The following is a 15,871-nucleotide window of genomic DNA, read 5'->3' as shown; positions in this document are numbered from 1 at the left end:
TTTTATACAAAAGCAATCCGCAAAAGGATGAATATGAAAAATTTTAAAATTGATATCGTGTCAGACGTAATGTGCCCATGGTGTGTAGTAGGTTATAAAAATCTTGAGACAGCACTTGGCCAACTTAAAGACGAAATGAGTGCAGATATTACATGGCATCCTTTTGAGCTAAATCCAGATATGCCAGTTGAAGGTCAAGACTTAAACGAGCATTTAATGCAAAAGTACAACCTAACTGAAGAACAAGGCGATGAAAATCGTAAAAACATGTTTGAAGCAGGAAAGCGTGCTGGATTTACGTTTAACTTTGATGGCAAACGTATCATGATCAACAGCTTTGATTTGCATCGTTTATTAATGTGGGCACGCGAAGAAGATAAACAAACCGAGTTAAAACTCGCCTTTTTTGAAGCGCACTTCACCGATTTAAAATACTTAAACCAAGAAGACGCTCTGCTTGATGTTGTCGAAAGTGTTGGTCTTGATAAAGAAGAAGCCCGAAATATTTTGCACTCAGATAAATACGTTCAAGCTGTACGCCAAGAGCAAAATAACTTTAAACAAATGGGTATTACCTCAGTCCCTACGTTTATCATAAACGATAAATACGCACTCACTGGCGGACAACCAAGCGACTCATTTATTCAAGCACTAAAACAAATTAGCGAAGAAGAAGCCAAGCAAGACGCTTGATATACAAATAAATTTTAAAACAAAAAAAGGCTGCACATTGCAGCCTTTCTTATATATTTATGAGTTCAAAAATAATACAAACTTGTTATTTACCTTCGTTCTCTTTTGGTGTCATTATAGAAACTAAATTTAACAAATCAATAATAGTACCTATAAAGGGATTTATAATGAAATATATAATTACAACACTAACTTCACTGTTTCTTTTAACTGCATGTTCGACAACACCTTTAGCTGATAGCCCTCACTCTACGCTTATAATGCCGAGTCCTCCGGAATATCCAATTAAAAACGCCCGTGAAAAGATAGAAGGTAGCGTGACAATGTCTTTTGATGTAGATACATCTGGTAAGCCAATTAATATTAAGGTGATCAAAGCTGAGCCTGTTAAAACTTTTGATAAAGCTGCAATTCGCTCTCTTTCTAAATGGCGTTACGCACCTAAAGTAGTTAATGGTATTGCAGTAGTTGATGAAGACTTAGAAATGACTATAGATTTCAATTTAGAAAAATAATAACTAACTAAAACAAAAAAGGCTGCACATTGCAGCCTTATTTATATACCCAAAGATGCATCTTTAATTAAAATAAACTAAGTACGATAAAGCACTTTAATAACATGCCAGCCAAATTTAGTTTTAACTAGGTGTGGCTCTAAAATAGCGCCATTAAAGGCTATTTTGTCAAACTGCGGAACCATTTGCCCGCGTCTAAATTCACCTAAGTCACCGCCTTTTTTACCCGATGGGCACGACGAATATTTTTTAGCTAAGGTTTGAAATTTTGCACCTTTACCTAATTGCTTAATAATGTCTTCTGCTATTTCTTTGTGCTTAACCAATATGTGGAGTGCGTGCGCTGTACTTGCCATTTCAAAGCCCTGATAATTTAAAACGCGGCGATTTTAGCACAGCCCCTGTTTGAGGGCATCTAATTGATTCTATAAGTAGTGAAGTTCATCACATTTAGAGGGAATACGGCAATACTGATATTTTCCAAATAAGGTATAACGGTTTAAAGCAATTTTATCGTACAGCCAATTATTAAAGGTGTTGGGTAAAATATTAAATACAGTGGCTAGTTTGTAAGGGTAACCAAGCTGCTTCACTACTTCAAAAAAAGCGTGGCTTTGTGTGAACACTTTGCCGTTTTGTAAGTACACCATCGAAGCGTATTGGGTAGTTGAAAAACCAAAGTGAGTTAATAGCAGTTCACCTTTTGGGGATTGCACGCTGCATAGTTTAAAAATGGCATTGGTATCGTTACTAATTATAAAATTACACCACGCACTACATAATTTACACTGCGCATCGAATAATATAATTTTTCGATTACGCATTAGTGTGACTGCATTTTCACTCATTTATTTTCCTTAAGCGATTAGTGCTGGACCGGCTTTTTTTGTAACTTACGTTGCAATGTGCGTCTATGCATATTTAATTGCCTAGCTGTGACCGATATATTGCCATTATTACTGTGTAGCACTTGCTGAATATGCTCCCATTCTAAGCGTTCAGGTGACATAACAGCATCATCAATACTCGTTTGAAGCTCACTTGTTTCGTTATTAAGTGCTTTTAATAATGTTGCCATATCAATAGGTTTAGTTAAATAATCGTTTGCCCCTAAGCGCATTGCTTCAACCGCAGTGGCAATGCTAGCAAACCCGGTTAGTAACACTATATGTGTATTTTCTAATAAGTTGCGCAGTGGCTTTATAAGCATTAAGCCGTTGTCGTCCCCAAGTTTCATGTCTAATAAAATAGAGTCGGGTACTATTTGGCGCGCACGAAGTAACGCATCACTTTGATTATGAGCAACGTCACATATAAAGCCTTGCTTAGTTAAACGCCTAGCAAGCGTACTGGCTAAATTTATATCATCTTCAATTATTAGTAACTTCATTATGCTGTTTGCTCGTTATTAATAATGGCTAATTGTACCTTTGCTACAGCACCGCCTTCTTTATGGTTAAATAAGGTTAGCGAGCCATTTAGTCGCTCAAACGTGACATTAGATAACAACACGGCCAAACCCATGCCTTGTTCGCTAGGCATTACCTGCCCCCCTAGTTCAGCTAGTTGTGAGGACGTAAAACCATCGCCAAAATCACGGATTAATAAATCTATACATTGATCTTGCTGGTTAAGCTCCCAGCTTAACTCAAGCTCTGTTTTACCTTGTTTTTGATTAGCTATAGCTGCATTTTGCAATAAATTTAATATAGCTGGTAACAACATTGCGTCACTTAAAAGAATCGCATTAATGGAAGGTGTAGACCATTTAATATGTTGACCGGGGTACTGTAATACAAAGGTATCGTTAATGGCTGTTTGTAATTGAGCTATGGTTATTTGATCTTTAGCATTGTTAACCCGTATTTGCTCCGATAGCGCTCTAAAACTATTAAGTTGCTCTCGACATTGTTCAAGTGGGGTTTGCATCTGTTTAACTATAGTATTGTTTGGTTGCTCCTCTAATAATTCTTCAAACAACAGTTGTAAGTTAGCTATCGGTGTTGCTAACTGATGAGTTATTTGTGCTGCAGCTCCATCAAGCGTTACTAGTTGCTCATTTCGTAATTGTTTTTCTCGTGCTTTAGCAATGACGCGTTCGCGTTCTTTTAGTGCACGGCTCATAGCCCCTATCACAAGCGCTATTACACTGGTACTTAAAACAAAATTAACCCACATGCCAACAAAGTGACCGCTCATGTTCATTTGATGCATACTGTGATCGGGCATGTTTATTAACAAAAAGCTGTATGCAGCAATGGCAAGCAAAGCAATATAGGCTAAGCCTTTTTCACGTAGCGTTACCGCTGCTATCATAATAGGCAGTAATAATAACGACACAAATGCATTAGTTGCGCCGCCACTTAAAGAAAGCAAAACAGTTAAAAACAAAACGTCAGCAGTGAGTTGCATCAGCATAACCGAGGGTTTAGCGTGGCTAACGTGTCGGTAAGCAAATAGACTGACTAATTGAAAAGCAGCTTCTAAAGCAATAACACCAAGTAAGGGCAGTAATGCCAATTGGTAATCAAGTAAAAAATAAACACTTAATACTGCAATTAATTGTACTGCAATGGCGCCGCTTCGTAGCATAAGTAAACGGCTGATAGTGGGATCAGTTTGCATTAACAAAACAATGATTTTCCAATTTAATATATAAAAATGAGTTGAGGTAAAACGTTACTCGTCGTCCATTGAAATTGTAAAAGCAGCGCACGGTGTGCCTTGATGAAACACCATTTGCCATTGCTGTGCGCTATTTTTACGCCATAACGACATACGAAGTGAATAATTAAATTCGGCACGGGCTGAGCGCCTATACGCTGCTTGATAACTTATTTGCGCCACATCTATACTCAACATTCGGCCTTTAAAATGCTGATTATAAAACTGCGGCACCACCTCTGTGGGTAGACGTGTGAGTACTTGATATTTATTAAACGACGTGCCATTAGCAGCAATTTCGATAAACTCATCGTCGAGTAAAGCGTCGAGTGCACGCTCTGATTGGCGAACTTCAGGCTCAAGTAATTGACGCTCAGCCTCAATTAAATGATTAAACAACGACGCTTTAATTTTGCTGCTCATGTGCTTCCCTATTGCTTGTAAATTTGCCCTGCTTTCATAACAAATTGCACGTTTTTGAGTACGTTTATGTCTTCAAGTGGCGAACCATTTACGCTGATAATATCTGCTTGCTTACCAACACTCAAGTCGCCTAACTGATGGCTTTGCCCTAACAATTTAGCAGCATACACTGTGGCTGACTTTATTGCATGCGCCTCACTCATTCCATTATCAACCATTAAACCAAACTCGTTTGCATTAAGACCATGACGCGATACACCCGAGTCGGTACCAAAGGCAATGTTTACCTTGTTTTTGAGCGCTAACTTAAACGATGCCTGCATTTTAGGCGTTACTTCTCGCACTTTATTCGCAATTGCCGCTGGCATATTAGGATTAGTAAGTACCTCTTCACTTACCGTGGCACCAGCAAGCAGTGTGGGAACTAAATAGGCCTGCGTTTTATTGAATAAATCGACTGTTTTTTTATCTAAATAAGACCCGTGCTCTATTGAGTCAACCCCAGCTCTAAGCGCTGCTTTAATTCCTTCTGTTCCGTGGGCATGCGCTGTTACCTTTCGCCCTAAATGATGCGCTGTATCTACAATAGCTGACAGTTCATCATCAGTGAGTTGTTGATTCACTCCCGCTGCGGTATTACTCAACACACCACCCGTTGCAGTAATTTTAATTACATCAGCACCACTTTTAATAACTTCTCTCACAGCACGGCGGCAATCGTCAGCGCCATTACAAATGCCTAATGTCGTTTTAAAAACATCGGTTATGTCTTTTCTGTAGCCATGCATATCAGCATGACCGCCGCTTGGCGATATTGTATTACCGGCTGCAAAAATACGAGGTCCTGCAATGTCTTGTCGTTCAATTGCGCGTTTTAACGGAAAAATAACTTGATAGTCGCTGCCTAAATCACGCACCGACGTAAAGCCGGCATCAAGCGTACGCTGTAAATATTTAATAGAACGAAGCGCATAATCGGCTTCATATTCTGTAGCCCAACGATGTGGGTTTGCTTGAGCGTCACGTTCAAAAGTCACATGTACATGCATATCAATCAAACCTGGCATAACAAACTGGTTTTTTAAATTAACTATTTCAGCATCAGGTAAATTAAGTACTGACTTTGATACATAACCGTCTTTAATAGCCGTTATTTTGTCATTGGTAACAACTAAGGTTTGTTCTTTTTTTAATGCCTGCTCAGATGCTACAAGTAAACTACCTGCGTAAATGATTTTAGATTGTGCTGCGTTTACATTATTAACGAACATTGCCAATACAATTGACGATAATGTTGTGAGTGCTGTTTTCATACATGCTCCTTTTTTATACTAGCTTTACTCTAAAAAACCTTTAATAGCGAATATTTACGATACAAAGCATGCTATAAACTAGTCTTATAAGTCGAATTTTGGTATAACTTGCCGGTAATAAATTGAAGTTATACCACCTTAAGAGAACACACTATGCCATACGCACATATCACTGGTTGGGGCAAATGCATACCACCAGCAAGTATTAGCAACGATGAAATTAGCGAAATAGTTGATACCACCGACGAGTGGATCACCACGCGTACTGGCATCAAATCTCGCCGTGTAAGCCATGTAAGCACGGCAGAGCTGGCAACTGTTGCAGCAAAACACGCACTTGCTTGCGCAGGTATTGACGCAAAAGACATTGATCTTGTCATACTTGCAACCTGTACACCTTCAACAGTTGTTGCAAATACGGCATCCCAAGTGCAAAAAAATATTGGCGCAACAGGTGCAGCCGCCATGGATACGAATGCTGCGTGTTCTGGCTTTTTATACGCATTACAAGCTGCTACTGCGCAAATTCAAGCAGGCATGATCAAAAAAGCGGTCGTTATTGCTGCTGAACGAATGACTTGGTATGTAAACTGGGCGCGCCGCGACAGTGCAGTACTATTTGGTGATGGCGCTGGTGCTGTTGTACTAGAAGCTGCAGAAACACCGGCAGGTTTACTTGGCACTAAAACAGGGTGCGATAGTGAAGACCGCGACATTCTTCATATTACTAACTTTGGTAGTGATTTGAACAAATATGAACCCATTGGCCCGTCTGATCTGCTATTTGAAGGCAGAGAGATATTCAAGCGTGCCGTAAAAGGTATGAGTGAAGCCTGTGACGACGTTCTCGAGCAAGCTAATTTAAGCCTAGACGACATAAACGTACTAGTACCACATCAGGCTAATTTACGCATAATTCAGGCAATCCAGCACCGTTTAAAAGTACCTGATGAAAAAGTAATGGTTAACATTGCAGATTATGGCAACACATCAGCTGCAACCATTGCTATTGCGCTATGTGAAGCAGTTGAACAAGGGTTAATAAAGCCTCATTCAAATATTATGTCTGCGGCTTTTGGCGCAGGTTTAACATGGGCTGCAAGCTACATAAAATGGGGCGAACGTGTAACTCCAATTCGCGTTAGCGACGCACAATTAGCACCTTGCACCCAAACAGGTTTAGAGCTTGTGGCGCCAGCTGTAAAAGCATGTAAAGACGCTGAATAAGCTTGCTTTAAAAACGTATAATTAAAACGCACTTTTTAGTGCGTTTTTTATTTAAGGAAAATAAGTTTATGGAGCTTTTAGGTATTCATCATGCTGCAATTATTTGCAGTAATTATCCTCGCTCTAAACATTTTTATAGTGAAATTTTAAAACTCAACATTATTAACGAGCATTATAGGGAAAAGCGTAATTCGTATAAGTTAGACTTAGCAATGCCTGATGGTAGTCAAGTTGAGTTGTTTTCGTTTGAGGGTGCGCCCTCAAGGCCTAGTTACCCGGAAGCACAAGGCTTACGCCATTTAGCGTTTAAAGTCCACAATGTAACTAAAGCAAAAGAATATTTAGAAAGTAAAAGTGTGGCAGTTGAAGAGATTAGAATTGATGAAATTACAGGTAAAAAATTTACTTTTTTTGCCGACCCAGATGATTTACCGCTAGAGCTATATGAAGTTTAAGCTTCATATAGCGCTAATGTTTTACGGGTAATTAATGATTAAAGCGGTTTTGCAAATAGTTAAACACGGCTCTAATGCCAAGTGCTTCACCGCCAGCAGGGCGACCTGGCAGCGCACGTAAATTCCATGCCATCACATCAAAATGCACCCAAGGCGTGGTTGGCTCTACAAATTCTTTTAAGTAAAGTGCGGCAGTAATTGCGCCACCAAATGGAGTACTTGCACTATTAGCCATATCTGCGACATCACTTTTCAAAAATCCACGATACTGCTCAAATAAAGGCAACTGCCAAACAGGGTCATTCACACTGATTCCTGCATCAATTATACCATTTGCTATATCACGCTCTGTAGAAAAGAAACCAGGTAACTCAGTACCTAACGCTACACGACATGCCCCTGTTAATGTTGCAAAATCAATAATAAGCTCCGGATTATCGTTTTGTGCTTCACTTAACGCGTCACACAAAACTAAACGCCCTTCAGCATCCGTGTTATCTATTTCAACCATAATACCTTTGCGCGTTTTTACAACATCGCCCGGGCGAAATGCATTTCGCGACACCGCATTTTCAACTGCCGGTACTAATACTCTCAAACGGACAGGCAATTTAGCAGCCATAATCAGCTGAGCTAATGCAATAACATGCGCAGCACCGCCCATGTCTTTTTTCATATTACGCATACCATTGCTTGGCTTTAAGTCGAGCCCGCCAGAGTCAAAACACACACCTTTACCAACAAGCGTTATTAGTGGCGCATCATCTGCTCCCCACTTTAAATCAAGCAAACGCGGTTTATTCTCGCTTGCACGACCTACCATATGAATAGTTGGGTAGTTTTGCTCTAACAATTCATCGCCTATCCATTGTGAAAAATCACCGCCATGAGTTGAAGCCAAATCTTCCATCACTTGCGATAAATGTTGCGGCATCATATCGACGGCAGGCGTATTTACTAAATCACGCGCTAAAAAAATAGCTTCCGCTTGCTGTTTGATACGCGTGTAAAGCTGTTCATCGCCAATACACAACTCGGCTTTAACAGTCGGTTTTTCTTTGTATTCACTAAATTCGTAGCCACCAAGAACAAATCCTAATGCCACAAACTCTATGAACGTATCGTCACCTTGAATTTGATAACTACCCACTGGTAGCGTATTGGCCAAATTGCCAGCAGCCCAAAAGTCGTTTGGGCTTTGCATTAAACAAATTACTTGGGACAACTCCCCGGAATTGCTATCGGGAATTAACGCTAAACCTTGCTTTTCAAAGCCTGTATTGTTTAGCCAATTTTGAATAAATGTTGGCTGCTTTGATTGCCAATCAGAGAGTTCGCTTTTAAGAATAAATGATAAAGGAATACCAGAAGATGTATTGCGAAGTAATGCACTCATTAAATAGCTCATAATTTGTAAAAATTGTTCATACGAGCATATCAATAAGCACTATTAAAAGGTATCGCTAATTGTCGAGTTTTTAGTGTTATTTATTGTGTATATTTTTTTTAACTGATTCTTGATGCGATTGTTCTATTTCGTTATCAAGTTCTTTTATTGATTTATTAATGCTAAACGAGCTGGGCAATACATCCACCCCCACTAACCGCCCTAACTTAACAACAAGTGGAATAGTAACGGGTGAAAAAGGAAGCACAGCAAATACGCCCAATCCAAGGCCTTTTAAAATATCGACAAACTGCTCATTCGCTCGTTTAAGCTCTGCACTATTTGTTTGCCCTTGTGTGTAACGCTTGTATATGGCCAACATCTCTTTAGTTTCTTGTTTTTCTTGTGCAAGTGCAATTTTAAGCGCCACCATAGCACGACGAAAACGAAGCTGTTGACGCTTTTTACTAATTTTTACTACACGCCAAGGAGCACGGTGAATAACTTTATATAATCGCATTTCTATATTTTCACACATGCTGTTGGGTTAACAAAGAATAATTTACTTGATTATGACTATACTTTATCCTTCGCACCAAACTAGTGCCAAAAAGTATTAACTATGACTGATTTCACAACTCAAATTCCACAAAAACCTGAAAAACCAAAATCTGATGAATGTTGCGGCAGTGGCAATTGTTATTCATGTGTGTGGGATGAATATAGAGAAAAATTAGCAACATGGAAATTAACAAATTTGCAAACTAAAACAAAAAAACAGGATGGCATTTAAAAAGCCAACCTCGAAAACCCCTTCCCCACCTGCATTAATATTCCCAATTACATCTTAACCTGCACACAAATGGTTATAAGTAGCACTAAAATGCACCACCTTTGGATTTTTTACCTAATTAAAGTTTTGTTATTTAATAGTTAATTAATAATTGCTCTTGTTGTTTTTTATGTATAGTCTGTATTCAGGAGTTAACAGAAGGAGAGTATTTACGCTCTTTTGATTCGATATTTCAATCGCGTAAAACCACTCTGTTCGTTCCACAATTATGATTAAGGCGTGCTTTAAAGTACGACTAAAACAAAATTATTCTAACTGGGGAAATTTAGAATGAAATTAAAAAATAATACGCTAAACCAAGCGATTAAATTTGCATTAGCCACAACCACCGCCGGATTATTCATCTCGGGCTCTGCAATAGCAGCAGATGAACAAAGCGAAGTTAAAGTTAATAAGAATGTAGAGAAAATTGCTGTAGTAGGTACGCGTTCAGCTCCACGTTCAATTGGTGATTCACCCGTTCCTATTGATATCATAGGTGGCGAAGAGCTAGAAAAGTCAGGTAACACTGACATGCTAGAACTTCTTAAAGGCTCAGTTCCTTCTTTCAACGTTCATCAAAACCCTATTAGTGATGCAGCATCACTAGTTCGCCCTGCTAACCTTCGTGGTTTGCCATCAGACAGCACTTTAATACTTTTAAACGGCAAACGTCGTCACCGTGCATCTGTAATCGCCTTTTTAGGTGGTGGTATTAACGATGGTGCACAAGGCGCCGATATTTCAGTTATTCCTAGCATTGCAATTAAACAAGTAGAAGTACTTCGTGACGGTGCAGCCGCTCAGTATGGTTCTGATGCTATTGCAGGTGTAATGAACTTCCAATTAAAAGACGCTTCAGAAGGCGGTAAGTTTGAAGTTCGTAAAGGTCAATATTTTGAAGGCGACGGCGATACAACTCAAATTTCTGGTAACGTAGGTTTACCGTTTACAGACAGTGGTTTTGCAAACTTAAGCTTCCAATACAAAACAGCAGATGCAACGAGTCGTTCAGTTCAACGCCCAGATGCAGCAGGTTTTGCAGCAGCAGGCGTACCAGATGTTTCGTCTCTTGCTCAAGTTTGGGGTGCACCAGAAGTTGATGACGATATCTCACTTTTTGGTAATGTAGGCCTAGACTTAACAAACAACTCACAATTTTACATGTTTGGTAACTACTCTGAGCGCGATGTACGTGGTGGCTTTTACTACCGTAACCCGCATACTCGCTCTGGTGTATATTCAAACGATGATGGCGCAACACTCCTTGTTGCAGACTTAACTGACGACATGAGCGCCAACTGCCCTACTATTTCAATTACAGACGGTAATGTTTTAGACGACCCTGCTTACATTAACGGTGTAGCTAACAATCCAGATTGTTTTGCATTTAACGAAATGATCCCGGGTGGTTTTACACCAAACTTTGGTGGCAACATTACTGATACCTCTTTAACCATTGGTACTAAAGGTGAATTTACAGACGGCTTCATGAAAGACGTATTGTATGACCTGAGTGGTACTGTGGGTTTAAATGAATCACGTTACTTTATTTACAACACGGTGAATGCATCTTTAGGTCCAGATACACCACGCGACTTTAGCCCTGGTAAATATGAGCAGTTAGAGAAAAACTTTAACTTAGACCTATCTAAAGGCTACGACTTTGGCCTAGCTTACGATGTGAACGTAGCCGGTGGTTTAGAATGGCATGAAGAAACATTTACAATCATCTCAGGTGATGAAGCATCATACACTGCGGGCCCATTAACAGCGCAAGGTTTTGGCATTGGTTCAAACGGCTTCCCTGGATTCAAACCGTCGCAAGCAGGTGAGTTTACACGCCGTAACTACGCAGCATTTGTCGACGTTGAAGCACCATTTACAGAAGACTTCTTAATGGGCTTAGCGCTTCGCTTTGAAGACTACGACTCGTTTGGTAGCACAACAAACTACAAATTAATGGCTCAGTATCATGTAACTGAAGATCTAAATATTCGTGGTTCAATTAGCACAGGTTTCCGTGCACCAACCGTTGGTCAAGCAAACGTAAGTAACGTTCAAACAAACCTAAGTGACGGTGTGTTAAGAGATTCTGCATTATTACCGCCAACTAACCCAGTTGCTGTTCAACTAGGTGGTACAGAACTTGAGCCTGAAGAATCGCAAAGTTATACATTTGGTGCAGTTTATACAATTGGCGATTTGTTCCTAACTGTTGATTACTACAACATTCAAGTTGAAGACCGTATCAGTCAATCTGAAAAAATTACGCTTAGCCAAGCTGATAAAGATACACTTTCAGCTGCGGGTGTACCTAATGTTGAAGGTCTTGCGCAAGTTAGTTTCTTCACTAATGACTTTGATACAACAACTCAAGGTGTTGATGTTGTAGCTAATTACACAGCAGATATTTTAGGTGGCAGCTCTACATTTAGCCTTGCTTACAACTGGAATGAAACTGAAGTAACTAAGTTCAGTGATATTACGGGTGAGTTTAAAGTTAAACGCCTAGAAGAAGACTTACCTAACCACCGTGCAACACTTACGTGGGCACAACAGTGGGAGTCAATCTCTGCGTTTACTCGTCTTAACTACTATGGCGAATATCAAGGTGTTCACGTAGATTACGATGCAACAGCTAAAACAGCAGACGCATCTGTAACGCTTGATGCAGAAATTACGTACTTTGTGAACGATTCAATCAGCTTCTCTGTAGGTGCACAAAACTTACTTGACCAAGATGCTGAAAAACTTGATTTCCAAGATGCAACGGGTATCCCAAATAATAACTGGGGTGGTAAATACTACGAAACATCTCCTTACGGTATTAACGGTGGTTTCTACTACGCTAAGGCCACGTATACTTTCTAATTTTTAGAATGAAAGCATTAAGGCGAAATGTTAAGACATTTCGCCTTTTTTATTTTATAGTAAATAAAAAATAAAATGCCCCACTATGCTACTAGATAAAGCCAACAAACTACTCGAACAAAACAAGCTCAAAGAAGCTGAATTTCATTACAAAACGATACTTGCTACTGAGCCCGAAAATGGCGAAGCCTTATTTGGTTTAGGTAAAATAGCACTAAGACTAGAAAAGTTTGATGCCGCAGTTTATTTACTACAAAAAGCCTGCGAACGTTTACCGCACATGTTAGAACCTCTTCACGCATTGGCAGACGCTTTTAATGGTGTTAATTCACCACAGGACGCACTTACCGTATTAGAATATGCAAAAAGCCTAGCAAGCCATAACCCTGAACCACATTATTACTTAGCCCAGCATTATTTAACACATGGTGATTTGGATAAAGCGCACACAACATTTGCACACGCATTGAGTATGGGCTTATACCCTGTCACAGCCTATATTTTATTTGAATTGGTACAACTTGGCCGTTTTAATAAAGAACACAATTACATTAGTAATTTGCATCACTTAGTAACTCAAACAAACAACCTACGTCTTAAAATGGTGTGTTATTACGCGTTAGGCAAAAGTTACGATAAACTAAACGATACAGATCAAGCATTTAACTATTTTGAGCTAGCAAATACGCTACAATATAAATTGAGTACGTTTACAACCAAAGAGCTTGACCCTTTTTATGAGCAGATCATTAAATACAATACTCTTGATTTATTGGCTACACGTGAAGAAGACTTTTCCGCAACAATCACGCCTGTATTTATAATTGGCATGCCAAGAAGCGGGTCAACTCTACTAGAGCAAATGCTTATAAGTCATAGCGAATGTTCAAGCCTAGGCGAAAACACGAGTATTAGTAATAATGTTGTTGCCTTTTTAGAGCAAAAAACCAAAACTCCGTATCCTCAGTGCTTAGCCAATTTAACGCCTAGCCTAATTAATCAAGCTCGTAATATTTATATTGATACACTAAAAACAGCGACACCGTTAAGGCCGATTATTATTAATAAGCTACCAAGCAATTATCAATCGCTCGGGCTGATTTATATTTTATTTCCAAACGCTAAGTTTATTAATTTATCACGTAACGTTAATGCCACAGCATTTTCTGTATTTAGTAATTATTTTGCTGAGAACGAGCCGTACTTTTGCTCTTTAACTGAATTTAAGCACTACCATGGCTTATATGAAAAACTAATGACACATTGGAATACTTTAAGATTACCTGTGTTTAATTTAGCCTATGAAGACTTAGTAAATAATCCTGAAGACAAATTAAATACTCTTTTTGAGTTTTTAGGGTGTAAATATGAGCAAAACTGCTTATCGTTTTACAATCAAAAAAGAGCCGTCACAACACTGAGCAAACAAGCTGTTCGCCAGCCAGTAAATACAAATGCCGTTAGTAAATGGGAACGATACCAAGTTCCCTTGCTCAAGCTAATGAACAAGGGTGACTCTTAAACCATTGAAGTAAATCGTTAAATTGCTCTTTGCGGGCTATTGGATGAGTTAACATATTTATGTGGTCGTAATCTATACGGTGTCCATGGCGACGACCATAAATACGCATTTGTTGAATACCTGGGCCAGATTCATCAATAAACCTTTGAATATCAATAGGCTGCGCTAATGCTTTATCTTTAACCGCTGCAATATGTAGCGTAGGTGGCAAATGAAGTGAACGTAGTGCTTTTGCGTAATCAAAATTATCATCTGAATCAACCCAAGGCTTTTTTTTAGCCCACTGCATGCTTTGATAATGCGACTTTTGGGTTTCGTCGTCACTTCCCCACTTTAAGCGCTTTGCAGGTAAATACCCGTGCTTTTTAGCAAGTAATGGCGCCATAAAATACCAAATAAAATTAGCTTGAAGTAATTTTTTTGGATGATTATTAAACAGTGAGCGTTTTGAACCAAAGTAAACACATGCTTTTACATCATCAATATAATGTGGAAAGCGTGCAAATACGCTATTCATTAAAACGCCACCCCACGAATGCGCCACCCAGTAATCTGGTTTAGAACCTTCGAGCTGCTCAATTTTGTTAATAAACGCGGGAATATCTTCTAATATAGCTTCGGTTTGCCCATAGGCAGCAGATTTAGATATAACAGGCTTACTTTCTCCGCGCCCACGCAGATCAGCGACATAGCAACGATAACCGTGCTCAGCTAAAAATGGAGCAAGACCTTTATTACTATGTGTATAAAAAATTTTGCCATTTTCGACTGCACCATGCATAAAGAATACGATGGGACCATTTTGTTGTTCATCGAATATTTTGCGTAAATGCAGTGTTTGTTTATCTGCTAAATTTATAGTTATTGATTGTTGAGAAATGGCCAAGCTTAATCCTTATTGTTACCCTCAACTCATCGTACCAGTATTTTTAAATATGCCAAAGTAATTGTCTGCACTTTAATTACGAGGATTTGTTACAATTAACTATTGATATAGATTGCTAAAATAAATTCATGACTAAAAATACACCAAGTGCAAAACTACACCCACGCAATCAGCATAATAACGGTTACGATTTTAACTTACTAACAGCTGCACTGCCGGCTTTAAGCCCTTATATAGTTAACACGCCTGCAGGTACTAAAAGTATTGACTTTGCAAATAATAAAGCAGTAAAAACACTCAACCAAGCGCTACTCAAAGCGCACTATAATATTGAATTTTGGGATATTCCCGAGCACAACTTATGCCCACCAATACCAGGGCGAGTAGACTATATCCATCACTTGGCCGATCTATTAAGCGAAGATAATAAACAAACAATCCCGCAAGGTAAGCAGGTTAAAGTACTTGATATAGGTACTGGTGCAAATTTAGTTTATCCATTAACAGGGACGAGTGAATATAACTGGCACTTCACTGGCTCAGATATAGACCCTGTCTCGGTTAAAATAGCCAAGCAGATTGCACAATTTAATGCCTTAAAGATAACGGTTAAACTGCAAAAAAAACCGGCTAATATATTTAAAGGTGTTATAAACCAAAAAGATTTATATCACTTAACGCTTTGTAACCCGCCATTTCATGCAAGCGAACAAGAAGCAAAAAAAGGAAGTGAACGAAAATGGAAAAACTTAGGAAAAGCGCCCAGTAAAACGCTTAACTTTGGTGGTAACAACAACGAGCTTTGGTGCGAAGGTGGTGAAGTACAATTCATCACAACAATGATTGCAGAAAGTGAAGAATTTGCACAACAAGTGTTGTGGTTTACATCTTTAGTGTCAAAAAAAGACTCGCTTAGTGCACTTGAAGCAAAACTAAAAACATACCCAGTTGCGGAATATAAAATTATTGATATGGCTCAAGGCCAAAAAGTTAGCCGATTTCTTGCTTGGAGTTACTTTGATAAAGAGACGCGTGAACACATTTGTAATGAACTTGATTAAATAAGAAAAAGGAAAAACT

At 39.0% G+C, this 15,871-nt stretch carries 17 protein-coding genes; 8 read left to right on the top strand and 9 right to left on the bottom strand.

What is annotated here, in order from left to right; genetic code table 11:
- The first annotated feature begins 33 nt into the window (after positions 1 to 33).
- Together ATS72_RS18535 and ATS72_RS18530 are read left to right on the top strand one after the other, a co-directional pair.
- Positions 34 to 693: a DsbA family oxidoreductase gene (locus tag ATS72_RS18535; RefSeq protein WP_010556758.1), complete on the top strand. Its 660-nt coding sequence runs from the start codon at positions 34 to 36 to the stop codon at positions 691 to 693.
- Between the two features lie 167 nt (positions 694 to 860).
- Entirely contained in the window at positions 861 to 1,208 is a 348-nt protein-coding gene (locus ATS72_RS18530; RefSeq protein ID WP_006791652.1) for an energy transducer TonB, read from the top strand.
- A gap of 77 nt (positions 1,209 to 1,285) precedes the next feature.
- Here the strand turns inward: ATS72_RS18530 and ATS72_RS18525 are convergent, their stop codons facing one another.
- From ATS72_RS18525 to ATS72_RS18500, 6 genes are all read right to left on the bottom strand, one after another.
- Positions 1,286 to 1,564 (bottom strand): peptidylprolyl isomerase, encoded by a 279-nt coding sequence (locus ATS72_RS18525; RefSeq protein ID WP_004588770.1) that lies wholly within the window; start codon positions 1,562 to 1,564, stop codon positions 1,286 to 1,288.
- A gap of 69 nt (positions 1,565 to 1,633) precedes the next feature.
- Positions 1,634 to 2,056: a thiol-disulfide oxidoreductase DCC family protein gene (locus ATS72_RS18520; RefSeq protein WP_058429797.1), complete on the bottom strand. Its 423-nt coding sequence runs from the start codon at positions 2,054 to 2,056 to the stop codon at positions 1,634 to 1,636.
- Positions 2,057 to 2,073: 17 nt separating this feature from the next.
- On the bottom strand, positions 2,074 to 2,598 hold the full coding sequence (locus ATS72_RS18515) for a response regulator transcription factor (protein WP_058429798.1): 525 nt from the start codon (positions 2,596 to 2,598) through the stop codon (positions 2,074 to 2,076).
- Positions 2,598 to 3,833, bottom strand: a complete 1,236-nt coding sequence (locus tag ATS72_RS18510) for an ATP-binding protein (RefSeq protein WP_170865592.1) — start codon at positions 3,831 to 3,833, stop codon at positions 2,598 to 2,600. The genes ATS72_RS18515 and ATS72_RS18510 overlap by 1 nt, the downstream gene beginning before the upstream one ends.
- Positions 3,834 to 3,887: 54 nt before the next feature.
- Complete coding sequence (locus tag ATS72_RS18505) at positions 3,888 to 4,295, bottom strand: nuclear transport factor 2 family protein (protein WP_008126189.1); 408 nt, start codon at positions 4,293 to 4,295, stop codon at positions 3,888 to 3,890.
- A gap of 8 nt (positions 4,296 to 4,303) precedes the next feature.
- Complete coding sequence (locus tag ATS72_RS18500) at positions 4,304 to 5,608, bottom strand: metal-dependent hydrolase family protein (protein WP_058429800.1); 1,305 nt, start codon at positions 5,606 to 5,608, stop codon at positions 4,304 to 4,306.
- A gap of 153 nt (positions 5,609 to 5,761) precedes the next feature.
- Between ATS72_RS18500 and ATS72_RS18495 the strand changes: the two genes are divergently transcribed.
- Positions 5,762 to 6,835, top strand: coding sequence for a ketoacyl-ACP synthase III (locus ATS72_RS18495; RefSeq protein ID WP_058429801.1), 1,074 nt, complete (start codon positions 5,762 to 5,764; stop codon positions 6,833 to 6,835).
- A gap of 68 nt (positions 6,836 to 6,903) precedes the next feature.
- Positions 6,904 to 7,290 (top strand): SMU1112c/YaeR family gloxylase I-like metalloprotein, encoded by a 387-nt coding sequence (gene gloA2 / locus ATS72_RS18490; RefSeq protein WP_058429802.1) that lies wholly within the window; start codon positions 6,904 to 6,906, stop codon positions 7,288 to 7,290.
- A gap of 31 nt (positions 7,291 to 7,321) precedes the next feature.
- On the opposite strand, the gene ATS72_RS18485 is transcribed toward gloA2, so the two are convergent.
- Both ATS72_RS18485 and ATS72_RS18480 read right to left on the bottom strand, forming a co-directional pair.
- Positions 7,322 to 8,686: a leucyl aminopeptidase family protein gene (locus ATS72_RS18485; protein ID WP_058429803.1), complete on the bottom strand. Its 1,365-nt coding sequence runs from the start codon at positions 8,684 to 8,686 to the stop codon at positions 7,322 to 7,324.
- An 88-nt stretch (positions 8,687 to 8,774) separates the two neighbouring features.
- The gene (locus ATS72_RS18480; RefSeq protein WP_033018928.1) at positions 8,775 to 9,197 is read right to left on the bottom strand and encodes a hypothetical protein; all 423 of its coding nucleotides are present in this window, start codon (positions 9,195 to 9,197) and stop codon (positions 8,775 to 8,777) included.
- Positions 9,198 to 9,299: 102 nt separating this feature from the next.
- On the opposite strand from ATS72_RS18480, the gene ATS72_RS18475 reads away from it, so the two are divergent.
- The 3 genes from ATS72_RS18475 (at position 9,300) to ATS72_RS18465 (ending at position 13,905) form a co-directional block, all read left to right on the top strand.
- Positions 9,300 to 9,470, top strand: a complete 171-nt coding sequence (locus ATS72_RS18475) for an oxidoreductase-like domain-containing protein (protein WP_074210185.1) — start codon at positions 9,300 to 9,302, stop codon at positions 9,468 to 9,470.
- A 330-nt stretch (positions 9,471 to 9,800) separates the two neighbouring features.
- Positions 9,801 to 12,383, top strand: coding sequence for a TonB-dependent receptor plug domain-containing protein (locus tag ATS72_RS18470; protein ID WP_058429804.1), 2,583 nt, complete (start codon positions 9,801 to 9,803; stop codon positions 12,381 to 12,383).
- Positions 12,384 to 12,468: 85 nt separating this feature from the next.
- On the top strand, positions 12,469 to 13,905 hold the full coding sequence (locus ATS72_RS18465; RefSeq protein WP_058429805.1) for a tetratricopeptide repeat-containing sulfotransferase family protein: 1,437 nt from the start codon (positions 12,469 to 12,471) through the stop codon (positions 13,903 to 13,905).
- Here ATS72_RS18465 and ATS72_RS18460 read toward each other — a convergent pair.
- Positions 13,877 to 14,791: an alpha/beta fold hydrolase gene (locus ATS72_RS18460; RefSeq protein ID WP_006791639.1), complete on the bottom strand. Its 915-nt coding sequence runs from the start codon at positions 14,789 to 14,791 to the stop codon at positions 13,877 to 13,879. The two genes, ATS72_RS18465 and ATS72_RS18460, sit on opposite strands and share 29 nt — an antisense overlap.
- Positions 14,792 to 14,919: 128 nt before the next feature.
- Here ATS72_RS18460 and rlmF point away from each other — a divergent pair, with 128 nt between their 5' ends.
- Positions 14,920 to 15,852 carry a 23S rRNA (adenine(1618)-N(6))-methyltransferase RlmF gene (rlmF, locus tag ATS72_RS18455; RefSeq protein WP_058429806.1) on the top strand — a complete coding sequence of 311 codons (933 nt, stop codon included), beginning with the start codon at positions 14,920 to 14,922 and terminating at the stop codon, positions 15,850 to 15,852.
- Positions 15,853 to 15,871: the final 19 nt, after the last annotated feature.

This window comes from Pseudoalteromonas sp. 13-15, assembly GCF_001468205.2.
In the GTDB taxonomy this organism is placed as follows: domain Bacteria; phylum Pseudomonadota; class Gammaproteobacteria; order Enterobacterales; family Alteromonadaceae; genus Pseudoalteromonas; species Pseudoalteromonas marina.
This window is presented reverse-complemented; position numbering and strand designations above follow the sequence as displayed.

Excerpts from the sequence above, each read along its gene's own strand:
- ATS72_RS18535 (WP_010556758.1), top strand. The coding sequence starts at position 34 with ATGAAAAATTTTAAAATTGATATCGTGTCAGACGTAATGTGCCCATGG.
- ATS72_RS18530 (WP_006791652.1), top strand. The coding sequence starts at position 861 with ATGAAATATATAATTACAACACTAACTTCACTGTTTCTTTTAACTGCA.
- ATS72_RS18525 (WP_004588770.1), bottom strand. The coding sequence starts at position 1,564 with ATGGCAAGTACAGCGCACGCACTCCACATATTGGTTAAGCACAAAGAA.
- ATS72_RS18520 (WP_058429797.1), bottom strand. The coding sequence starts at position 2,056 with ATGAGTGAAAATGCAGTCACACTAATGCGTAATCGAAAAATTATATTA.
- ATS72_RS18515 (WP_058429798.1), bottom strand. The coding sequence starts at position 2,598 with ATGAAGTTACTAATAATTGAAGATGATATAAATTTAGCCAGTACGCTT.
- ATS72_RS18510 (WP_170865592.1), bottom strand. The coding sequence starts at position 3,833 with ATGCAAACTGATCCCACTATCAGCCGTTTACTTATGCTACGAAGCGGC.
- ATS72_RS18505 (WP_008126189.1), bottom strand. The coding sequence starts at position 4,295 with ATGAGCAGCAAAATTAAAGCGTCGTTGTTTAATCATTTAATTGAGGCT.
- ATS72_RS18500 (WP_058429800.1), bottom strand. The coding sequence starts at position 5,608 with ATGAAAACAGCACTCACAACATTATCGTCAATTGTATTGGCAATGTTC.
- ATS72_RS18495 (WP_058429801.1), top strand. The coding sequence starts at position 5,762 with ATGCCATACGCACATATCACTGGTTGGGGCAAATGCATACCACCAGCA.
- gloA2 (WP_058429802.1), top strand. The coding sequence starts at position 6,904 with ATGGAGCTTTTAGGTATTCATCATGCTGCAATTATTTGCAGTAATTAT.
- ATS72_RS18485 (WP_058429803.1), bottom strand. The coding sequence starts at position 8,686 with ATGAGTGCATTACTTCGCAATACATCTTCTGGTATTCCTTTATCATTT.
- ATS72_RS18480 (WP_033018928.1), bottom strand. The coding sequence starts at position 9,197 with ATGCGATTATATAAAGTTATTCACCGTGCTCCTTGGCGTGTAGTAAAA.
- ATS72_RS18475 (WP_074210185.1), top strand. The coding sequence starts at position 9,300 with ATGACTGATTTCACAACTCAAATTCCACAAAAACCTGAAAAACCAAAA.
- ATS72_RS18470 (WP_058429804.1), top strand. The coding sequence starts at position 9,801 with ATGAAATTAAAAAATAATACGCTAAACCAAGCGATTAAATTTGCATTA.
- ATS72_RS18465 (WP_058429805.1), top strand. The coding sequence starts at position 12,469 with ATGCTACTAGATAAAGCCAACAAACTACTCGAACAAAACAAGCTCAAA.
- rlmF (WP_058429806.1), top strand. The coding sequence starts at position 14,920 with ATGACTAAAAATACACCAAGTGCAAAACTACACCCACGCAATCAGCAT.